This is a genomic window from Polaromonas naphthalenivorans CJ2 (assembly GCF_000015505.1).
Lineage (GTDB): Bacteria > Pseudomonadota > Gammaproteobacteria > Burkholderiales > Burkholderiaceae_C > Polaromonas > Polaromonas naphthalenivorans.
Genome location: NC_008781.1, coordinates 3,056,344 through 3,076,132 on the forward strand (window position 1 = coordinate 3,056,344; position 19,789 = coordinate 3,076,132).

Below are 19,789 nucleotides of genomic sequence, written 5' to 3' on the forward strand. Positions count from 1 at the left end.
GCTTGCAAGGCCTGAATACCTACAGCTTTAAAAATTAAAGCAATCCGCTTATTTTCGCTGTTTTTACGGCATTGCCAAATTAAGTTCAGCATGCGGGGTCGATTTGGCCTCTGGCGGCATGGCCTTGGCCGCCCCGAGGAACAGCCGCGCGGGCGGCAGACCCCGGGAAATCAGGTAATCCTTGACGCTGATGGCACGCTTCACCGCCAGTTCGTGCAGGGCTTCGGGGCTGGCCGGAATCCCGGCCAGCAGCAGCTTTTCCATCTCGGCGACCGGCTGGTCCTTGACCAGGCCGATCAGGTTGCGCGGCTTGGGCAGCTCGGACTGCTTGTAGACGGCCTTGAGCAGCGCCGGGTATTCGTCCGGGCTGACGCTTGTCTCAGGCGATAGCGCCAGGCCATCCCGAACCATCTGGCGGCGTTTTTCGGCGCGCACCTTCTCGGCCAACTGCTCGCGCTGGAAACCATCGCGCTCGGCGTCCAGGCTGCTGGTGCCGGCCACCGTGAGCACCAGCGCGGGGCGCTCGGCCAGCGCCTTCGCCACCTTGTCGAGCCCGGCCCGGGCATCGGGCGACAACTGCGCGCTGCCGGCGGCAAAATCGACCCGGCCCAGCTCGTCGCCACCGCCGCCCAGCGCATGGGCCAGCAGGCTGAACGGCGCGGTGATGGCCTTGACGATGACATTCAGAATCACCTTGACGATGACCGGCCCCAGGCTGAACTGCGGATCATTGAGCGAGCCGCTGATGGGCAAATCAAGGTCGATCACGCCGTTGCGGTCGGCCAGCAGGGCGACGGCCAGCTTGACCGGCAGGCTGGCCGTCGAGCCCGCCACCTTGTCGCCAAAGCTGAGCTGGTTGAGCACCAGCTTGTTGCGGGCGGTGAGGCGGCCGTCGGGCAGCACCACGTAGTTCACATCGACGCTCATCTTGCCGCGTTCGATGCCGTAGCCGGAATACTTGACGGCATAGGGCGACAGCGGCGGCAGCTCCAGGTCGCGCACCTTGCCGGTGATGTCCAGCGCCAGCGGCGTGACCAGCGGGTTGAGCTTGCCCAGGATTTCGAGCGACGCCGTGCCTTCGGCCTTGCCGCGCAATTCCAGGTCGGCCATGGCGGGTGCGGCCGCCTGGCCAGCAGGCGCGCTTGCCGCCACGGACGAAAACGCGCTGAGCTTGCCGGTCAGCTCGCTCAGGTCGGCCGAGTAGTTGGGCTTGATGAAGCGGTCCGAAAACCGGACCTGGCCGTTGATCAGGCTGATCGGGCCAATGTTGACGATGGGCGGCGGGCTGGCTGGCGCGGCGGCTGGATTTTTCAGGTCTTTCATGCCTTTTGCGCTTTCCTGGCTTGCGTCAGCAGCTACTTTTTTCGTAGCATCCTGATGGGCGGTGGAAGCGGGCGCCGCCGGTTTCACCAAGTCCTGCAGGTTGATGCGGCCGTCGGGCATGACGATGACGCGGGCAAAAAAGTCGCTCAGCACGGTTTCCTTCACGTCCACCCGCGTCGCCTTGCCGGGCTCCAGCGCCACTTTCAGGCCGCGCACATTGAGCGCTTTCCAGGCCAGCAGGTCTTCGGCGGGCGCCAGCGTGTTGGCCCTGAACTGCTCCAGCGCCACGTCGCCAGCCGCCTCTAGCTGCGGGCCGGCGGCGGTCTGGCGGTAGGCCACCCGGCCCATGAAGCTGGCATCGGCGCGCAGCAGTTCGATGTTGAGCGCGCCGGCAAAATAAGGCTCGAAGGCCTGCACCGGCAGCCGCTCGACGGCCAGCTGGCCCTTGGCCTGCAGCGGCGCCAGGGCCAGGCTGCCCTTGAAGTCCAGCTTGCCGGGCGGGGACCGGCCCGTGGCCAGTCGCAGCGAGGCCGACAGCGGCATGGCTTGGACGGCTTGCGCCTTGCCGGCCGGGCTGTCGCCCAGCACCAGCCCGCCGAGCTGGGCTTTTGCCGCAGTGACCTCGAATGCCACCGGCTTGGCGCCGGCCTTGTCGGAAAACGACACCGTGCCGCCGTCCAGCAGCACTTCGTTGATGGCGACCGCCCACGACGGCGCACCGGTCCCGGTTTTTGGGGCGGCGGGCGGCGCGGCTTGGCCGTGGCTCACCAGCCAGCGTTCGTACATCCAGCGCTTGGCGGCGTCGCGCTCCACCCTTGCCCGGGGCTGGCTGAGCTGCATGTGGGCAGCCTTGAAGGACTGGCCCGGCAGGTCAATCTCCACCTGCGCCAGTTCCGCGCGCTGAATCGACACCAGCGAGGTGGCACCTTGCGCCAGCTGCACATCGCTGACCGCGATGGCGGGCGCGGTGATGCGCAATGCCTGCGGCTGATCGGCCAGGGCGGCCTGCCACTTCACGCCAAGCTGGGCATCGAGCCGGCCATTGAGCGCCGGCAGCAAGAACTGGCCGACATATTTGGCCGCCATGCTGAGCGGCCAGGCGGCGACATCGGCCGTGATATCGGCGGCCCGGTCGGTGGCCGAACCCTTGAAGGTGACGAGTGCCGGAGCCGGCGCCGTCACTGGCGCAGGCGCAGGCGCAGGCGATTTCGCCACGGCCTTGCCCTGCGTCGGCACATTCAGGGCCGACGGGTCCAGCCCCAGCGAGCCGTTGAACTGCAGGGGTGCGCTGGCCGCAAACGGATAGGCAATCGCCGAGGCGTTCAGCACCAGATCCTTGAGCCGGATCTGGGCGGGCGACGGCAGGGTTTCGTCGCGCCAGTTCACCGAACCGCCCCGCACGTTCACCCTGGTGACCAGAACTGTCCACGGAATGGCTGACGCCACAGCTTGATTTTTTATATCATTTTGGCCATTTGCGCTTGCAGCACCTGCGCTAATAGCTATGTTTTTTGTAGCACTTTGCGCATCGACCGGAAGCAGGTTCAATCGCCCTGCCCGGTCGCGCGTGATGGACAGCGTGGGCGCAGTCAGCTCGACTGCAGACAGCTTGACCATTTGCTCCAGCGGCCGCACATCGTCCAGCGTGAGGTGCAGGCGGTCAAACGCCAGCAGCTCAGCGCCGGCGCCCGGCGCGGCATCGGGTCCACTCGCCTGCAGCAGCCGCACCTTGTCGGCCGTGACGCTGCCGGAAATCCTGACGACCGGCGCCGCAGTCTGCTCGAACGCCACCTTGACATCGGCATGCAGCACGGCGCTTTGCAGCCTGAAAGGCAGGCTGGCGGGCCAGTACGCCAGGTAGGGCTGCAAATCGAAGCCGCGCAGCGCGAAGGCGGCGTCGGTTTTATGGTTGCTGGCAAACGGCGTGGCGACGGCAGCCGTGTCAAAACGGCTGCCATTGAGGGTAAAGGCCAGGTGCGGCGCGGTCTTGATCTCTCGCTGCGAAGCCAGGTTGCTTAAAAACGGAACCGCCAGGCGCAAGTCGCGCAGCGCATGCGTCTTATGAACGGATTGATCCACGAAGTCGATCTGGCCACCGCTCAGCACCAGGTTGTAAAGCGAGAACTGCGGCGCTTCGCCGGCAGGCTGCGCATCAGGTTTTTTTAGCCGCGCCAGGATGTCGTCAATGTCATAGCGCCCCTGGCCGAGGTAGGTGAGCGAAGCCACCGGCTCTTCGACCACCAGCGCATCGGCCACGGGCGCCAGCCGCAGCAGGGACGCCAGTTCCGCATCTATATAGAGACGCCTGATTTTCAGCTGGGGAGCTGCCGGGGCGGCAGGCGGCTGGAGCGCGGCTGGCTGGGCTTTGGCGATGGCCAGGTCATTGATCGTCAATTCGAGCGTCCAGGGCTTGAAATCCACCGCCCCCACGCTGACGCGACGGCCCAGTTTTTCAGTGCCAATCTTCTCCAGTTGCGACTTCAGGATGAAGGGCACGGCAGCATAAGCCAGCGCCCAGAGCAGCAGCCAGGCGCCGACCGCCCAGAGCACGCGGCGATGCCAGCGGGGCGAGCGAAGCACGGCGCCAGCGCCAGCCAAAACGGTTTTTCCACGAAGCGGCCACTTGTTGTGATTCATTGCATTGCCAGACAGACTCAGGTGCCGAGTTTTTAATACCCGGCGCCAAAGGTCAATGCCTTGTTTTTGGAGGATTTACGGTGACCGGAAATGAAAAACCCCGGTCAGCAGCGCTGACCGGGGTTGATGGCGGGCATAAGACCCATGCCATCGGGCTTCGCAAAAGGAGAGATGAATCGTCTCACAGTGCGTTGGAAGCAAGTGATTGCTTCCGTTTTTTACCGGGACTGGTTACCCGGTTGATGTCCGAAAACTCGGACAACTGCAGATTAAACCGGGTACCTCCTACCGACAAGCCTAATTTTTCAATCACGATTCACAGGGCGATTGGTGTTTTCTTTACCTCCTTTTTGACGCTGCGCGGCACTGCAAATGCCTCGGCAAAGCGCGCATTCAGCGCAGGCAGACCGTGAGGATCAAGGCGCCATTCCCAAGCACTTTGACCATCCCACTTTCAAATGTTACTGAAAGCAAGCTTTGAAAAGAAACAAGCACAACCGTGAAATTAGTCCTTTTTCAGTGAAAAAAAGAGGTTTTCAATCATTTTTTGATATATCAAATTGATTCGTTATTATTGACAGGTTATTAATGAGCCCAATAGAATGCCCCAAGCCCCCCTAAGACCAGGGCTTGTCCGAACTCACTGCCCGTCCCGGCAGCCTCATCGAGGGTCAACAACCAGCAGGCATCTGCCTGGTTTTATGGCGACCCAATCAAAGCCTGCGCAGCCTTACAAGGTTTGCATGCAAAGAAAGGAGTGCTAATGACAGCGCTAGTAAATAACCGTCTTGATTTGAACATCAAGACACATCTGAAAAGTGTACGCAGCGGCCTTGCCACGGTCGCGGACGATATTGCCCGGGGATTTTTCGTTATCACCCACAGCAGCTTTGCCCTTCTGGGCCTGGCTGTCGTGTTTGCCGTGGTCACCTTGATGGCCCGGCCCGACCTGCGTGACGCGGGCGAAGTCAGGCTCATGGCGTGGCTGCAGGAACGCCGCGCTCCAGTGGTTACCCCGGCTACCCTGGTTACCCCGCAAGTGGCCGTGCTCAAGGAGCCGGTTCCGGTTGAACCCGCTGCCACCCCCAAGCCCAAGGCACTTTCCACCCAGCAGGCCGCAGTGGCCTCGTGGATCAGCAAGAAATATTCGGTGGCGCTCGAACCCGTGGGCGCCCTGGTCGCGGAAGCCTTTGAGATCGGCTACAAGGTCAAGCTCGACCCGACGCTGATCCTGGCCATCATGGCGATTGAATCGGGCTTCAACCCGTTTGCCCAGAGCCCGGTGGGCGCGCAGGGCCTGATGCAGGTGATGACGCAAGTCCATCACGACAAATACGCCAAGGTGGGCGGCAAGCTGGCGGCCTTTGATCCGATGGCGAACCTGCGCGTTGGCGTCAAGGTGCTGCAGGAATGCATCAGCCGCGCCGGCTCCATTGAAGGCGGGCTGAAATACTATGTTGGCGCGGCCAACCTCGAAAGCGATGGCGGCTATGCCGGCAAGGTCATGGCCGAGCATGCGCGCCTGCTGGCCGTGGTCGGCGGCAAGCGTCCGCCCACATCGCGGCAGTATGCCTCTCCAGCGCCTTCGCGCCCTGTTCCGGTGTCATTGCCGGCCAACGCTTCGGCCAGGCAGGAGTCGAACGAGAAGCCAGCAGAAGAAGTGGCGCTGCTGGGTCAGTCCTGATCGGCTGAGCTTGCGGCCAGGCACCCTACGCTACACTAGCGCGGTGCGCGACTGGCGATAGGCCTCATGGTTTCACAACTCTGAAGGCCGACGTGGGACACCACGGGGAAGCGCACCGTTTGAGGTCATCTGGCCAAAAAGCGTTCAGCCGTTCGCCTGGGCAGCCCTTGCTTCCTTTGCTCTGCAATCTTGAGCCAAAGGACAAGGAACCAAAGTCTTGAAGGACTGCCATGTACCACCGCAATATTCTCATCGAACAGACCGACCCCGAAATCTTTGCCGCCATCCAGGCTGAAAACGCCCGCCAAGAGCACCACATCGAGCTGATCGCCAGCGAAAACTACGCCTCGCCCGCCGTCATGGCCGCGCAAGGCTCGCAACTCACCAACAAATACGCCGAAGGCTACCCCGGCCGCCGCTACTACGGCGGCTGCGAACATGTCGATGTGGCCGAGCAACTGGCCATCGACCGTGTCAAGCAGATCTTTGGCGCCGATGCCGCCAACGTCCAGCCGCATTGCGGCGCATCGGCCAACGAAGCCGTGTTCCTTGCCTTCCTCAAGCCCGGCGACACCATCATGGGCATGAGCCTGGCCGAAGGCGGCCACCTGACGCACGGCATGGCGCTCAACATGAGCGGCAAATGGTTCAACGTCGTTTCCTACGGTCTCAATGACAAGGAAGAGATCGACTACGAAGCGATGGAGCGCAAGGCGCACGAAACCAAACCCAAGCTGATCATTGCCGGCGCCAGCGCCTACTCGCTGGCAATTGATTTTGAACGCTTCGCCAGGGTGGCCAAGGATGTCGGTGCGATTTTCATGGTTGATATGGCGCATTACGCCGGCCTGATTGCCGCCGGCATTTACCCCAACCCGGTGCCGCACGCGGACATCGTGACTTCGACCACGCACAAGAGCCTGCGCGGCCCGCGCGGCGGCATCATCCTGATGAAGGCGCAGCACGAAAAAATCATCAACAGCGCAATCTTCCCCGGACTGCAGGGCGGCCCGCTGATGCATGTGATTGCCGCGAAAGCCATCGCCTTCAAGGAAGCGCTGTCGCCAGAATTCAAGATTTACCAGCAGCAAGTCCTGAAGAATGCCCAGATCGTCGCCGAAACCCTGACCCAGCGCGGCCTGCGCATCGTCAGCGGCCGCACCGAAAGCCACGTCATGCTGGTCGATTTGCGCGCCAAGGGCATCACCGGCAAGGAAGCCGAAGCCGTGCTGGGCAGCGCCCACATGACCATCAACAAAAATGCGATTCCGAACGACCCGGAAAAGCCGATGGTCACCAGCGGCGTGCGCATTGGCACCCCCGCCATGACCACGCGCGGTTTTGGCGACGAGGAAGCGCGCATGACCGCCAACCTGGTGGCCGATGTGCTGGACAACCCGCGCGATGCCGCCAACATCGAGGCGGTTCGCGCCAAGGTTCACGCCCTGACCAGCCGCTTCCCGGTTTACGGCTGAACGCCATGAAGGGCGCAGCAGCTATTAATTCAATAGCTGCTTGCGCCCATGCCTATTGCGCAAACGCCCTGAAACGCTTGAAAAATTGCCAGGAGGACTCATGAAATGTCCTTTTTGCGGTCACCTTGAAACCCAGGTTGTGGAAACCCGGATTTCCGAAGACGCCGAATTCATACGCCGCCGCCGCCAGTGCGGCGCGTGTGAAAAACGCTTCACCACCTACGAGCGGCCCGACGTCAGCTTTCCGTCCATCGTCAAAAAGGACGGCCGCCGCACCGACTACCAGCGCGGCAAAATCCTAGGCTCGATGCGGCTGGCCCTGCGCAAGCGCCCGGTCAGCACCGCGCAGATCGATGCAGCCGTCGAGCAGATCGAGGAAAAGCTGCTGAGCCTCGGGCTGCGCGAGGTGGCTTCGAGCCGCCTGGGCGAATTGGTCATGCTGGAGCTGAAAAAGCTCGACAAGATCGCCTACATCCGCTTTGCCAGCGTGTACCGGAGCTTTGAGGATATTGACGAGTTCAAGACGCTGGTGGATGAGGTTGGGCGGTAGCCGCTGTTGAAAAAGCCAAGCAACTTACCGTTTGTCACACCAATGGCTGCGCTCGTCGGGCGCTGAGTTCAATGACTAGCCTGGCTGGTTAAAGTCGAGTTCTATGAAATCGCTTGAGCTATCCCGCAATTCTTTCAACTCCAAGGGTAATGGATTCACGCTGATTGAGGTCATGGTCAGCCTGGCGATTCTGGGAATTCTGGCTGCATTGGCGGCGCCCAGCTTTTCCGAGACGATCAAACGTTACCGAGTCAATGCAATTAAAGATGATTTGATAGCATCTATGCAGGCTGCTCGGTCCGAAGCCATTCGCAGAGGTACGTCAATCACTTTGATTCGACTGCCCGGCTGCGGTGCGGAGGCAAATGACACTGATATTTGGAGTTGCGGTTGGCTGACGGTTGTGGGCACCATTCCAGATACTAGAGACGTAAATACTTCCGAACAAAACAGCGCATTACAAATTACGACGGTACCAACTGGTTATGACGTGATGCATACCGGCAGCGGCAGAAAAGTAATATTCAACCGTTGGGGTCAAGCAGGAGTAGGGCAAAAATTTGTGATCACTCAAAGCAATGATGGTGTTGCTGGCACAGCAACCCTGACCCTTTGCATGAGCAGTGGTGGCAGAACACGCAGCGTGAAAGGTGAGGCAACATGCAACTAAAGCAAGACACGCGCAGCGTGTGCAGCGGCGCCAGCCAATCCCGTCAACGCGGCCTGAGTCTGATTGAGGCCATGGTTTCAATAGTTATATTGGCCTTGGGCATGATGAGTTTGGCCGGTGTGCAAGCCCGTTTATTGGTCGAATCGCGCACTACAAATTCACGCGCCATTGCGGTTGGCCTCATTGAGGATCTCACCAACCGCATGCTGCTCAATCGTGACGCGGCACTGGCCAACCGCTACGCTTTGGCATGGAGCGCGACCAAAACAGTGCAGGACTGCACGCTCGCACAATGCACCGGCGCGCAACTGGCGCAATCAGACTTAAACACTTGGCGTAATGCTGTGCTTGCTAGCCTGCCATCCGCCAATGCAACCGTTTTTCAATCGCCAAATGATTCGCGCCAAATTGGCATTGCCATTGGGTGGACGGCTAACGAAAGCAAAGCGGAAGGTACGACAACTTCAGAAAAAGCTGCCTACAAGGCCCCGTTTGCCGTCACTGCCGGTGCCAATGGCGTGGAGTGCCCCGCAAACCTCATCTGTCATCTAGTGTATGTACAACCATAAGCGCACCCGCCACAGTAAAAGGTTTCAACGCGGCTTCTCGCTGATGGAGTTGATGGTCGGCCTGACCATTGGTCTGCTGGTGGTAGTGGCAGCCCTCGGCAGTTTTCTGTATACGCAAATCAGCTCTGGTGTGGTGGGTGACAGCGCTCGGCTGCAACAAGAAGCAGACAACACATTTCGCATCTTGGGTTTTCAGATCCAGCAGGCCGGTGCAATCAACTTGGGACAAAGCACAACTGACCCGGATAGAGTGATCTTCAGCAGCGCGTTCACGGGGTTCGATCCCACGACCACAGGCGCAACAGCGGGCCAAATTTTTTCCATTCATGGCTTAGAGGGTGCGAGCAACGCCCCAGACACGCTCCGCGTGAGTTATCAAGACGGCAACGGTACCACGCATGATTGCCTAGGCAACACGCTCCTAACAAGCAACACATGGAACAACGCACGACGCAATATTCGTATGGACAACCAGTTTACTGTGGACACCGCAAAAAAAGAGTTGAATTGCGCGGGTGCCACTGCTGCGGGGGCACAGCCGATTGCCGATGGCGTTGAAGACTTTCAAGTCACTTACGGCGTCCAGACTGTTGCTGGGGGCGTACTGCAATACCAGTTTTACACAGCTGATCTTGTCCCTGACTGGACCAATATTCAGGCAGTGACTGTTTGCCTTCAGTTTATTGGTGAAAACCGAGGCAATCCGCAGCCCGGCCTGGTTGTCACTGGTTGTCGCGGTCAGACAGTCACCAACGATGGCTTGCTACGCAAGGTATTCCGGCGCACATACAGCCTACGCAATGCTCTTTTATAAAAACGCATGAACGCAATTCATAACTTGACCACTAAGCATTCGCAGCGTGGCATCGCCTTACCAACCGTGCTAGTTCTTCTGTTGCTAAGCATCATTTCGGTACTCGGCGCATTCAAAGTCGGCTTTTTGAACGAGATCATGGTGGGCAACATCAGCGACTACAACCGAGCTAGGGCTGCGGCTGAAGCGCTGGTACGCGATGCCGAAATGGACATTCTCGGGCGCAGGCCGCCATACACAACCGTTCAATCCGACGGCACCCGCGGGTTCCCGTGCCGGCCCAACCCGCCAAACAGCACCACCACCTTGGCTGCCGAAGCCGGCTACGTCGGCTGCCGGAACAAAGCCTTGGCAAACACGCCATGGTTTCCAAGGAGCAGCGAAGAATTTGACGATGTTAGCGACATTGTTGCGGCCAACAATGCTACGCGCCGGTGTAAGGCAGGCATTTGCATGCCCTTGAACATGAATGATCTCAGCGCTATTGAAAACAATTTATCTGACATGAAGCAATTTGGCGCGACTTACGGTTTATATACCCGTAATGCCCTGTCAAACCCAGATGTTGCGGGTAATCCACTACTCAACGGTACGGGCAACAATGCCAGCGCATGGTACTGGGTTGAAGCTTTCCGGTACGGCGAATTCGTCAGCAGTGGCGCAAGCCCAGCTGGGAATTTGACGCCCGAGCCTAGCGCCAGTTTTGTTTATCGAATTACAGCCATTGCACAGGGCTTGAAAGGCGGTACGCGTGTCGTCATCAAGTCAACATTTGTACCCTATCCAGCCAGCCAGGGACAGTGACGTCAGCAGCGTTAATTAACTTTGAAATAACCAGTGAATAAACTCATGAGCTTTCAATTTTCAAAAATTCTTGATGCGAAATACATTAAAAAATTTAATGGTACTACTGGGTTAATTACATTGAAGTCAAGAAAGTGCAAATATTTTACTATCCGGCCACTAGTCGCGGCCTGTGTAGCTTTACTCGCTGCAGCACCCACATTATCGGTCGCAGCACTAGCGCTTGCCCAGTACCCACCCGTCAGCGGCGGGAACGAACCTGCACCGAATGTCATTATCTCAGTGGATGACTCGGGGAGTATGAACTGGGATGTAAATGGAAATAGCACGAACACGACAAATAATAAAAGAATAACGCTTCTCAAAAACTCATTAAAATCGGTGTTTGGCAACCCAACGGCAAACCCGCCGACCAACGGAGTAGTTCCCGACAATCGCATTCGTCTGGCATGGCAAGTGATGCATAACAACGGCGATGCATCAGGCGCAAGTTCCTTAACACCTGGGAACACCAATTCCATGAAGGCGTTCAGCGGCACTCACAGAACCAACTTCAACACCTTTATTAATTCGCTTAGTGCAAGCGGTGATACTCCCAGTCACAAAATGGCCAAGCAGGCGCTGGACTATATGAAGTCGCCAGCTGGAACCAATAGTCCTTGGGCGGATATGCCCGGAACAGCGCAAACAACGCAATATTTGAGCTGCCGCCGCAGTTACCACATTTTCATGACGGATGGAGGGTGGAACTCTGATCCCCGGGAATTTGTTGGCAACGCCGACGGCACAGCACGCACACTTGGCGATGGCACGACTAGCTATGATCCCGCCTCAGCACAAGTTCGCATCTATAAGGATGCGTATGGTGGCGGTAAGGATATTTGGGTCGACTCCGGTTGGCGTGATCCTGGCCACTGGGAACGGCAAGACTACCCAAGCACCTTGGCTGATTTTGCCTTTGAGAGTTGGGCCTCTGATTTGCAGAACGGAAGCAACAGCACTCAAAACATGGTAAATAATGTGCGTCCACTCATTAAAAAGAATGGGGTCGAAACGGTGGGCGGTGTCGGTCTTCAAGAATTTTGGAATCCAAAAAACGATCCCGCAACCTGGCAGCATATGGTGACTCACACCATAGGATTTGGCAACGAAGCGACGTCATGGAGTAGAAACAATACTGATTTCGAACCCTATTGGAACAACCCAACCAACAGCACCAACAGCACCTATGGGGGAGGATATCCTCGATTGGTAAGCGGTGACGTGACTTGGCGCGACCCCATTGATAACTGCGATACTGACTGTCGTCCGTTTGAACTTTGGCACATGGCGCTTAATGGTCGGGGAAAGTTTTATCCCGCTGTCAACGCTGATTCATTAACCGCAGCATTCAACGATATTCTTAGCACTGTTATTGCAGATACATCAAGGCCGCTGGTCTCTATTGCTGCCAATTCAAGTTCTCTGCGATCCGGGCTGAATGCCTATCTCGCGGGGTATGCTTCAGAAAATTGGTTAGGCACATTAACTGCCCGCCCCATCGACAGTACGACAGGGACCATTGGAGCCTCTGCGACGTGGGATGCAGCAGCATTGCTTGACGATGCGAACTATTCAGTCAGTAGCCGGTTTGTGCTTTCCTACAACGGCACAGCAGGAATTGCGTGGACAACCTGGAACGATTTTCCCACTGCACAAAAGACTCCCCTAGACAAAAACAGCAGCGGTACCGTAGACAGCAAGGGACAAAACCGGGTGGATTACCTACGGGGTGACAGAACCAAAGAAGCCTCTCAGACTAATGGTGTGTTTCGCAACCGGAGTTCACGTTTGGGGGACATCGTAAACTCCAATATCTGGTACACCGGCAAGCCTGCCAGCGGTTACTCCTTCAGCAACTATGACACTTTCAGGTCAACAAACACGGGTGGTAAGGGTGGCCGAACTCCCATGATTTATGTGGGTGCCAACGATGGCATGCTGCATGGTTTTGCTGCAGGCAACTGGCCAAATGAAACTTCACCCACAATTGTCGGCGGGAAAGAACTTCTTGCCTATATTCCCCAAGGTGTTGCTCAAGGTGATCTGCGCAAACTCACCGATACCGGTTACAGCCACCAATATTTTGTGGATGGGAGTCCTTTCACAGGTGACGCCTACCTTGGTACCACACCCGCGTGGGCTACCGTGCTTGTAGGGAGTCTGGGGGCAGGTGGCAAAGGCTATTTTGTACTCAACGTCACGGACCCAGCGAACTTCACAACGTCCAATGTTGCGAATCTGGTTATCAAGGACACCACGGCGACGACAGATGCAGACATCGGCAATATTATGTCGCCCCCCGTGGTTGATGACGCCATTGCAGGCAAGTCGCGTCAAATTGTGCGCATGAATAATGGGAGATGGGCTGCAGTACTCGGCAACGGCTACAACAGTACCAATGAGGCCCCAGTGCTGCTCATTCAATACCTGGACGGGGACAAAGCTATCAAGAAACTCTCTCCCTGTGCAGACACAAGCGCGACTTGCAGTTTTAAAGGCAACAATGGATTGGCTAGCCCACAGTTGATTGACCTCAATGGCGACGGCAAGCTGGATATTGCCTATGCAGGCGACCTGAAGGGTAATGTGTGGAAGTTCAATTTATCCAGTGCGACCGAGTCCGACTGGTCGACAGCTTTTTCAGGCCAGCCGTTCTTTGTGGCCAAGACCGTTGCATCTGTTACTCCTTCCATTGCATCGGTGAATCAACCCATCACGACCGCGCCGTTCTGGATGCCGCATCCTAGCGGTGGAATCATGCTGGCTGTCAGCACGGGACAAAATCTGACTATCGCAGATCAGACCAATACGAACACTAACTCCGTATATGGTCTTTGGGACAACAGCACATTTTCTTATGGAACAAGTGGCGTCACCATTACGGATGGAACCGCCATTAATACCACTAGCAGTACAGGTTTGCCAAGTACCTTAGTACAACAAACCATATCAACCACTCCAATTATAGATGGAGGTAAAAATTACTATACCTCATCAACCAATGCCGTCATTTATCCCGCCAAACGTGGCTGGTACTTGAACTGGTCAATGGCCGCTGGTCAACGTGTATTGCACAATTCAAGGGCATTTTCAGGACAGAAAGTTTTGATTCAAAGCACGGTTCCAAAATCAGGAGGAGCCGCAAGCGGAGAAACCTGCTCTCCCACTACAAGCACTGAGCGCAGTTTCTTATCTGTTTTCAACATGTTTACTGGAAAACCATCAGCACTACCTGCATTCTCACTTACAAGCACTACCACATCCAATACCAATATAACTACGATTGAGAACACTACTAGCGGTGACAACCTAATACTTCGTACGGATGAGGTGATTAAAGTTGTAAATACTTGTCCCGTCGGGGAATCATGTACTTCAAAGGATTTAAATCCCGATAAATATATAGGCATTCGTGCAAACTGGCGTGAAATTCAATAATTCTGGATATTACTTGTGACTATGGAATACGACAAAGAATATACCCGTTACGTCGCTGGCTTCACCTTGATAGAGGTGATGATTACAGTAGCTATCATTGGCATATTGGCTTCGATTGCCTTGCCGTCATATCAAGAATACATTCGGCGAAGCCACCGGGCCAATGCGCGCAATACCCTGATTCAGGCTATGCAGTGGATGGAGCGTGCAGCGACTTCCACGGGAGCCTACCCGACGGGTGCCAACATACCCGATGGCATTAAGGTCGTGGAAGGCGGAAGATACGCCAACGTGTCGGTAACCAATTCAACAACCAGCACTTACACATTTACGGCTGCTCCAGCAGGCGCGCAAATCTCAGACAAATGCGGCTCTTTCATAATTGATCAAGCGAATCGACGTACCGTGAGTGTGAGCACGGATGCTACGTTTGCTGCTGATTGCTGGGGACGCTGAGGCAGTGGAACTCTGCGTACCAGACACAGAAATGATGCCTCGTGCTGTTGCCCTTGCCCTCGCAGCCATGCGTATCACATCACCCAACCCCCGCGTAGGCTGCGTTCTCACCTCCTCTGGGGATGTCTTGGGTCAAGGCCACACGCAAGCGGCTGGTCACCCGCATGCCGAAATCATGGCTCTGCGCGATGCAGCCGCACAAGGCCATTCGGTTGTAGGCGCCACGGCCTACGTCACCCTCGAACCCTGCTCGCACCACGGCCGCACCGGCCCTTGCTGCGACGCACTCATCGCGGCAGGCATCAAAAAAATCGTGGCTTCCATCGCAGACCCCAACCCCCTTGTCTCAGGCCAGGGCTTTGAGCGCTTGCGCGCAGCCGGCATTGAAGTCGAAGTCGGCCCCGGCGCTGCCGAATCACGCGAACTCAATATCGGGTTTTTCAGCCGCATGATCCGCAAGACACCCTGGGTGCGCATGAAAATGGCGGCGTCGCTGGATGGCACGACGGCGCTCGCCAATGGCCAGAGCCAGTGGATCACCTCGGCCGAAGCCCGCGCCGACGGCCATGCCTGGCGCGCGCGCGCCTGCGCCGTGCTGACGGGCATCGGCACCGTGCTGCAAGACAATCCGCGCCTGGATGTGCGGCTGGTCAGCACGCCGCGCCAGCCGCACCTGATCGTCGTGGACAGCCGGCTGGAGACACCGCTGGATGCTCATCTTTTCATAGCTGGACGCGCGCTCTACATCTACGCCGCAGTCCAAAATGAAGCAAAAAAACAAGCCCTGGAAGCAAAAGGGGCCACCGTTATCTATCTGCCCGATGCCAACGGAAAAGTAGATTTGACCGCCATGGTTCAAGACCTGGGCCGCCGCGAAATCAACGAGTTGCATGTCGAAGCCGGCAGCAAGCTCAATGGCTCGCTGATCCGCGCCGGGCTGGTCGATGAATTCCTGCTTTACCTGGCGCCCAAACTGCTCGGGCCGGGCCAGGGCATGGCGTCGTTCGGGCCGTTGCAGGCACTTTCCGACGCGGTTGAGTTGCAGTTTCAATCCACCGACAGGGTCGGCGCCGACTTGCGGATAGTTGCCCGCGTCGCTGGGCGGGACCAGTTCTAGGCCCCTTTGCCGTTATTGCGTCAGGGCGGTCCACAGCGATCCAGCCGTCTTTTCACGCCTTTAACCGCCCTCTTGCGCGTTCCACCTCATTTCCCTGCGAAAATAGCCGGATGTTTACCGGAATCATCACCGGCATGGGGCGCATCATCGCCATCCATAGCCAAGGCAGCTCTTCACATCATGGCAAGCGACTCACTGTCGAAACACCTGCGGGTTATCTCGATGACGTGGAGCTAGGCGACAGCATTGCGCTCAACGGCGCATGCATGACGGCCACATCGCTGGACCCGGCCAACAACCGCTTCACCATCGATATCTCCGCCGAATCGCTGGACAAAACCTGCGGCCTGGACCAGCCCGGCATCATCAACCTCGAAAAAGCACTGCGCGCCCATGACCGCCTCGGCGGTCATATCGTCTCCGGCCATGTCGATGGCATCGGCAGCGTCACGCATTTCGACGAGGTGGGTGAAAGCTGGGAACTTCGCATCCTTGCGCCGCAAGCACTGGGCAAATACCTGGCCTACAAAGGCTCCATCACGGTCAACGGCGTGAGCCTGACGGTGAACCGGGTCGTTGACCTGGCGGGTGATGCAGATGGCACGGCGGGCTGCGAGATCAGCATCAACCTGATTCCCCACACCGTTCAGAACACGGCGCTTGGCCAGCTGGCCCAAGGCTCCCAGGTGAACCTGGAAATCGACCTGATTGCACGCTATGTCGAGCGCATGCTTCAAGACTCCCCCATCCAACAACCCATTGCCCAATGACCCCTCTGATTTCCCCTGTTGAAGACATCGTGGCCGACATGCGCGCCGGCCGCATGGTCATTCTGGTTGACGAAGAAGACCGCGAAAACGAAGGCGACCTGGTGCTGGCCGCCGACCATGTGACGCCCGAAGCCATCAACTTCATGGCGCGCTTTGGCCGTGGCCTGATCTGCCTGACGCTGACGCGCGAGCGCTGCGAACTACTCAAGCTCCCGCCCATGGCGGCGCGCAACGGCGCGCAGTATTCCACCGCCTTCACGGTGTCAATTGAAGCCGCCGAGGGCGTGACCACCGGCATTTCAGCGGCCGATCGCTCGCGCACGGTGCAGGCCGCCGTCGCCAGAAATGCCAAGGTCAGCGACCTGGTGCAGCCCGGCCATATCTTTCCGCTGCAGGCGGTCGATGGCGGCGTCTTGATGCGCGCCGGCCATACCGAAGCGGGCTGCGACCTGGCAGCAATGGCCGGCTGTTCGCCGGCAGCGGTGATTTGCGAAATCATGAACGACGACGGCACCATGGCCCGTTTGCAGGACTTGCAGGTGTTTGCGGCCGAGCATGGCCTGAAAATCGGCACCATTGCCGACCTGATCGAACACCGCAGCCGCAACGAGTCGCTGCTCGAAAAGATGGGCAGCCGCACCCTTCAGACCGCTTTTGGCGAATTCACCGCCCACGCCTTCAAGGACAAAATCAGCCACGATCTGCATCTGGCGCTGGTCAAGGGCGAGTGGACCGCAGACGACACCGTGGCCGTGCGCGTGCACGAGCCGCTGTCGGTGCTGGACCTGCTGGAAACCGGCCGCACCATGCACTCATGGAGCCTGGACGAAAGCCTCAAGCATATGCAAACCGAAGGCCGTGGCGTGGTGGTGCTGCTGAACTGCGGCGAAAGCGCGGCGCAACTGCTGGCGCAGTTTGAAGGCACGGCCAGGGCCGCCCAGGCGCCCGAGCGCGGCCGCATGGACTTGCGCACCTACGGCGTGGGCGCGCAGATTCTGCGGGAATGCGGCGTGCAGAAAATGCACCTGATGGGCAACCCGCGCCGCATGCCCAGCATGACCGGCTATGGCCTTGAGATCGTCGGCTACATCGGCAAGAACTGAACCATCCACCAAAGGAATCCCATCGTGTTTGATGCAGACAAAGGCTGGTCCGACCAGCTTGACGGCAAGAAACTATCCATCGGCATCGTGCAGGCGCGCTTCAACGAAGGCATCACCAATGCCTTGGCCGAAGCCTGCCTGCGGGAACTCGCGGCCCTGGGCGTGGATGCAAAAAACATCACGCATCTCAAGGTGCCTGGCGCCCTCGAAGTACCGTGCGCGCTGCAGGCCCTGGCGGAAAGCGAAAACTTCGATGCGCTGATTGCCCTGGGCTGCATCATTCGCGGCGAAACCTACCATTTCGAACTGGTCGCGAACGAAAGCGGCTCGGCAGTGACCCGCCTGGCGCTGGACTACCAGCTGCCGATTGCCAACGCGATCCTGACGGTCGAAAACCTGGCGCAAGCCCAGGCGCGCCAGGAAGAAAAAGGCCGCGACGCGGCGCGCGTTGCCGTCGAGATGGCAAACCTGCTTTACACGCTTGCCTGAACATTCCATTCAAACAAAATTCAAACGGAGCTTCATGGCTGAACCCTTCATCAAAACCAAGCGTCCCCCGCAAATCCGCACCGGCCTGACCGATACCGGCGTGAAAAAGGCAGCCGACAAATCGGCCCGCACCCGCGCGCGCGAGTTTGCATTGCAGGCCCTGTACCAGCATCTGGTCGGGCAGAACGGAGCCGACTCGATTGACGCCTTTACCCGCGACCTGGTGGGTTTCCACAAGGCGGATTCGGCCCATTACGATGCCTTGCTGCACGGCTGCATCGAATCGGAAAAAGCACTCGATGAAAATATCACTCCCTTGCTTGACCGAAAAATGGCCGAGATTTCCCCGGTGGAACATGCCATCCTGTGGATTGGTGCCTACGAATTCACGAATTGCCTGGACGTGCCCTACCGCGTCGTGATCAACGAATGCATTGAACTGGCCAAGGCGTTTGGCGGCACTGACGGCCACAAATACGTCAACGGCGTCTTGCACAAGATGGCGCCTTCGCTGCGCGCCTCGGAAGTAGCAGCCGACCAGTCGCGCCAGGCTTGATACACCTTGGCTGCCTGAAAGCGTTGCCGTGAAAATCTCCCAGCGGGCCCAGCGGATTGAACCGTTTTACGTCATGGAGGTCGCCAAGGCCGCCAGCGCGCTGGCGCAGCAGGTAGCCGACACCGACTCGCCGATGATTTTCCTGAACATCGGCGAGCCTGACTTCACCGCACCGCCGCTGGTGCAGCAAGCCGCCAGCCGCGCGATTGCGCAAGGCAACACGCAGTACACCCCGGCGCTGGGCCTGCCGGCCTTGCGCGAACGCATCAGCGGCTGGTATGCCTCGCGGTTTGGCGCCGACGTTGCGCCCGGCCGCATCGTCATCACGGCAGGCGCATCGGCCGCGCTGCAGCTGGCCTGCCTCGCCTTGATCGAGGCGGGCGACGAAATCCTGATGCCCGACCCGAGCTATCCGTGCAACCGGCATTTTGTCAGCGCCGCCGAAGGCACGTCGGTGCTGATTCCAACCACCGCCGAGGAGCGCTTTCAACTGACCCGCGAGAAAGTAGCTGCCGCCTGGAACGACAAGACGCGCGGCGTGCTGCTGGCGTCGCCCTCCAACCCGACCGGCACCTCGATCGCGCCCGAAGAGCTGCAAGGCATCCACGAATTTGTCCACAGCCGAGGCGGCATCACGCTGGTTGACGAGATTTACCTGGGCCTGAGCTACGAAGAGCACTTTGGCCATTCGGCGCTGGCCCTGTCCGGCGAGTTGGGCCAGAGCGTCATCAGTATCAACAGCTTCAGCAAATACTTCAGCATGACCGGCTGGCGCCTCGGATGGCTGGTGGTTCCAGAAGCGCTGACGCCGGTCATCGAACGCATCGCGCAAAACCTGTTCATCTGCGCCAGCACCGTCGCCCAGCATGCCGCGCTGGCCTGCTTCGAGCCGGAAACCCTGCTGGAGTATGAACGCCGCCGGGCCGAATTCAAGGCGCGCCGCGACTACTTCATTCCCGAACTCGACCGCCTGGGCTTGAACGTGCCGGTGATGCCCGACGGCGCCTTCTACGCCTATGCCGACTGCACCAGCGCCGCCGCCCGGCTGGGTGTCAGCGGCAGTTGGGACTTTGCCTTTGAGTTGATGAAACGCGCCCATCTGGCCGTCACGCCGGGGCGGGATTTCGGGCATGCCGCGCCGGAGCGGTTTGTCCGTTTCTCTACCGCCAATTCGATGGCGCAGTTGCACGAAGCCGTGGCGCGGCTGGAGGCTGTGCTTGGCTAGCCAACAGATGAAACAAGCCGGCACAGCAGGGAACGCTGGAGCTAACGCTCTTCCCCAGCCAGGGCCG

General features: G+C 58.5%; 17 protein-coding genes and 1 riboswitch. Of the genes, 16 read left to right on the plus strand and 1 reads right to left on the minus strand.

What is annotated here, in order from left to right; translation table 11 throughout:
- Nucleotides 1-63 precede the first annotated feature (63 nt).
- Complete coding sequence (locus PNAP_RS14505; RefSeq protein WP_011802277.1) at nt 64-3,960, minus strand: DUF748 domain-containing protein; 3,897 nt, start codon at nt 3,958-3,960, stop codon at nt 64-66.
- 80 nt (nt 3,961-4,040) lie between these two features.
- On the opposite strand from PNAP_RS14505, the gene PNAP_RS27060 reads away from it, so the two are divergent.
- The 16 genes from PNAP_RS27060 (at nt 4,041) to PNAP_RS14575 (ending at nt 19,722) form a co-directional block, all read left to right on the plus strand.
- Complete coding sequence (locus tag PNAP_RS27060) at nt 4,041-4,373, plus strand: hypothetical protein (protein ID WP_011802278.1); 333 nt, start codon at nt 4,041-4,043, stop codon at nt 4,371-4,373.
- 350 nt (nt 4,374-4,723) lie between these two features.
- On the plus strand, nt 4,724-5,644 hold the full coding sequence (locus PNAP_RS14510) for a lytic transglycosylase domain-containing protein (RefSeq protein WP_011802279.1): 921 nt from the start codon (nt 4,724-4,726) through the stop codon (nt 5,642-5,644).
- A 37-nt stretch (nt 5,645-5,681) separates the two neighbouring features.
- A riboswitch (ZMP/ZTP riboswitch) is annotated at nt 5,682-5,813 on the plus strand.
- A 61-nt stretch (nt 5,814-5,874) separates the two neighbouring features.
- On the plus strand, nt 5,875-7,119 hold the full coding sequence (gene glyA, locus PNAP_RS14515; RefSeq protein ID WP_011802280.1) for a serine hydroxymethyltransferase: 1,245 nt from the start codon (nt 5,875-5,877) through the stop codon (nt 7,117-7,119).
- Between the two features lie 100 nt (nt 7,120-7,219).
- On the plus strand, nt 7,220-7,669 hold the full coding sequence (gene nrdR, locus PNAP_RS14520; RefSeq protein ID WP_011802281.1) for a transcriptional regulator NrdR: 450 nt from the start codon (nt 7,220-7,222) through the stop codon (nt 7,667-7,669).
- Nucleotides 7,670-7,772: 103 nt separating this feature from the next.
- Entirely contained in the window at nt 7,773-8,339 is a 567-nt protein-coding gene (locus PNAP_RS25740) for a GspH/FimT family pseudopilin (RefSeq protein WP_011802282.1), read from the plus strand.
- Nucleotides 8,330-8,908 carry a type IV pilus modification protein PilV gene (pilV, locus tag PNAP_RS25745; protein WP_011802283.1) on the plus strand — a complete coding sequence of 193 codons (579 nt, stop codon included), beginning with the start codon at nt 8,330-8,332 and terminating at the stop codon, nt 8,906-8,908. Before PNAP_RS25740 ends, pilV begins: the two co-directional genes overlap by 10 nt.
- Entirely contained in the window at nt 8,895-9,722 is an 828-nt protein-coding gene (locus PNAP_RS14530) for a PilW family protein (RefSeq protein ID WP_011802284.1), read from the plus strand. Before pilV ends, PNAP_RS14530 begins: the two co-directional genes overlap by 14 nt.
- Before the next feature lie 6 nt (nt 9,723-9,728).
- Complete coding sequence (locus PNAP_RS14535) at nt 9,729-10,526, plus strand: pilus assembly protein (protein WP_011802285.1); 798 nt, start codon at nt 9,729-9,731, stop codon at nt 10,524-10,526.
- A gap of 45 nt (nt 10,527-10,571) precedes the next feature.
- On the plus strand, nt 10,572-14,006 hold the full coding sequence (locus PNAP_RS25750; RefSeq protein ID WP_083758050.1) for a pilus assembly protein: 3,435 nt from the start codon (nt 10,572-10,574) through the stop codon (nt 14,004-14,006).
- Between the two features lie 21 nt (nt 14,007-14,027).
- Nucleotides 14,028-14,462 carry a type IV pilin protein gene (locus PNAP_RS28155; protein WP_011802287.1) on the plus strand — a complete coding sequence of 145 codons (435 nt, stop codon included), beginning with the start codon at nt 14,028-14,030 and terminating at the stop codon, nt 14,460-14,462.
- 31 nt (nt 14,463-14,493) lie between these two features.
- Complete coding sequence (gene ribD, locus PNAP_RS14550; protein WP_049763693.1) at nt 14,494-15,579, plus strand: bifunctional diaminohydroxyphosphoribosylaminopyrimidine deaminase/5-amino-6-(5-phosphoribosylamino)uracil reductase RibD; 1,086 nt, start codon at nt 14,494-14,496, stop codon at nt 15,577-15,579.
- 110 nt (nt 15,580-15,689) lie between these two features.
- A complete protein-coding gene (locus tag PNAP_RS14555) occupies nt 15,690-16,349 on the plus strand; it encodes a riboflavin synthase (RefSeq protein ID WP_011802289.1) in 660 nt (219 codons plus the stop codon).
- Nucleotides 16,346-17,452 (plus strand): bifunctional 3,4-dihydroxy-2-butanone-4-phosphate synthase/GTP cyclohydrolase II, encoded by a 1,107-nt coding sequence (gene ribBA, locus PNAP_RS14560; RefSeq protein ID WP_011802290.1) that lies wholly within the window; start codon nt 16,346-16,348, stop codon nt 17,450-17,452. The genes PNAP_RS14555 and ribBA overlap by 4 nt, the downstream gene beginning before the upstream one ends.
- A 24-nt stretch (nt 17,453-17,476) precedes the next feature.
- Entirely contained in the window at nt 17,477-17,941 is a 465-nt protein-coding gene (ribH, locus tag PNAP_RS14565; RefSeq protein WP_011802291.1) for a 6,7-dimethyl-8-ribityllumazine synthase, read from the plus strand.
- Between the two features lie 34 nt (nt 17,942-17,975).
- A complete protein-coding gene (gene nusB, locus PNAP_RS14570; RefSeq protein WP_011802292.1) occupies nt 17,976-18,497 on the plus strand; it encodes a transcription antitermination factor NusB in 522 nt (173 codons plus the stop codon).
- A 28-nt stretch (nt 18,498-18,525) separates the two neighbouring features.
- Nucleotides 18,526-19,722, plus strand: coding sequence for a pyridoxal phosphate-dependent aminotransferase (locus PNAP_RS14575; RefSeq protein ID WP_011802293.1), 1,197 nt, complete (start codon nt 18,526-18,528; stop codon nt 19,720-19,722).
- Nucleotides 19,723-19,789 lie beyond the last annotated feature (67 nt).

Coding starts and splice junctions, on each gene's coding strand:
- PNAP_RS14505 (WP_011802277.1), bottom strand. CDS start 3,960: ATGAATCACAACAAGTGGCCGCTTCGTGGAAAAACCGTTTTGGCTGGC.
- PNAP_RS14510 (WP_011802279.1), top strand. CDS start 4,724: ATGACAGCGCTAGTAAATAACCGTCTTGATTTGAACATCAAGACACAT.
- glyA (WP_011802280.1), top strand. CDS start 5,875: ATGTACCACCGCAATATTCTCATCGAACAGACCGACCCCGAAATCTTT.
- nrdR (WP_011802281.1), top strand. CDS start 7,220: ATGAAATGTCCTTTTTGCGGTCACCTTGAAACCCAGGTTGTGGAAACC.
- PNAP_RS25740 (WP_011802282.1), top strand. CDS start 7,773: ATGAAATCGCTTGAGCTATCCCGCAATTCTTTCAACTCCAAGGGTAAT.
- pilV (WP_011802283.1), top strand. CDS start 8,330: ATGCAACTAAAGCAAGACACGCGCAGCGTGTGCAGCGGCGCCAGCCAA.
- PNAP_RS14530 (WP_011802284.1), top strand. CDS start 8,895: ATGTACAACCATAAGCGCACCCGCCACAGTAAAAGGTTTCAACGCGGC.
- PNAP_RS14535 (WP_011802285.1), top strand. CDS start 9,729: ATGAACGCAATTCATAACTTGACCACTAAGCATTCGCAGCGTGGCATC.
- PNAP_RS25750 (WP_083758050.1), top strand. CDS start 10,572: ATGAGCTTTCAATTTTCAAAAATTCTTGATGCGAAATACATTAAAAAA.
- PNAP_RS28155 (WP_011802287.1), top strand. CDS start 14,028: ATGGAATACGACAAAGAATATACCCGTTACGTCGCTGGCTTCACCTTG.
- ribD (WP_049763693.1), top strand. CDS start 14,494: ATGATGCCTCGTGCTGTTGCCCTTGCCCTCGCAGCCATGCGTATCACA.
- PNAP_RS14555 (WP_011802289.1), top strand. CDS start 15,690: ATGTTTACCGGAATCATCACCGGCATGGGGCGCATCATCGCCATCCAT.
- ribBA (WP_011802290.1), top strand. CDS start 16,346: ATGACCCCTCTGATTTCCCCTGTTGAAGACATCGTGGCCGACATGCGC.
- nusB (WP_011802292.1), top strand. CDS start 17,976: ATGGCTGAACCCTTCATCAAAACCAAGCGTCCCCCGCAAATCCGCACC.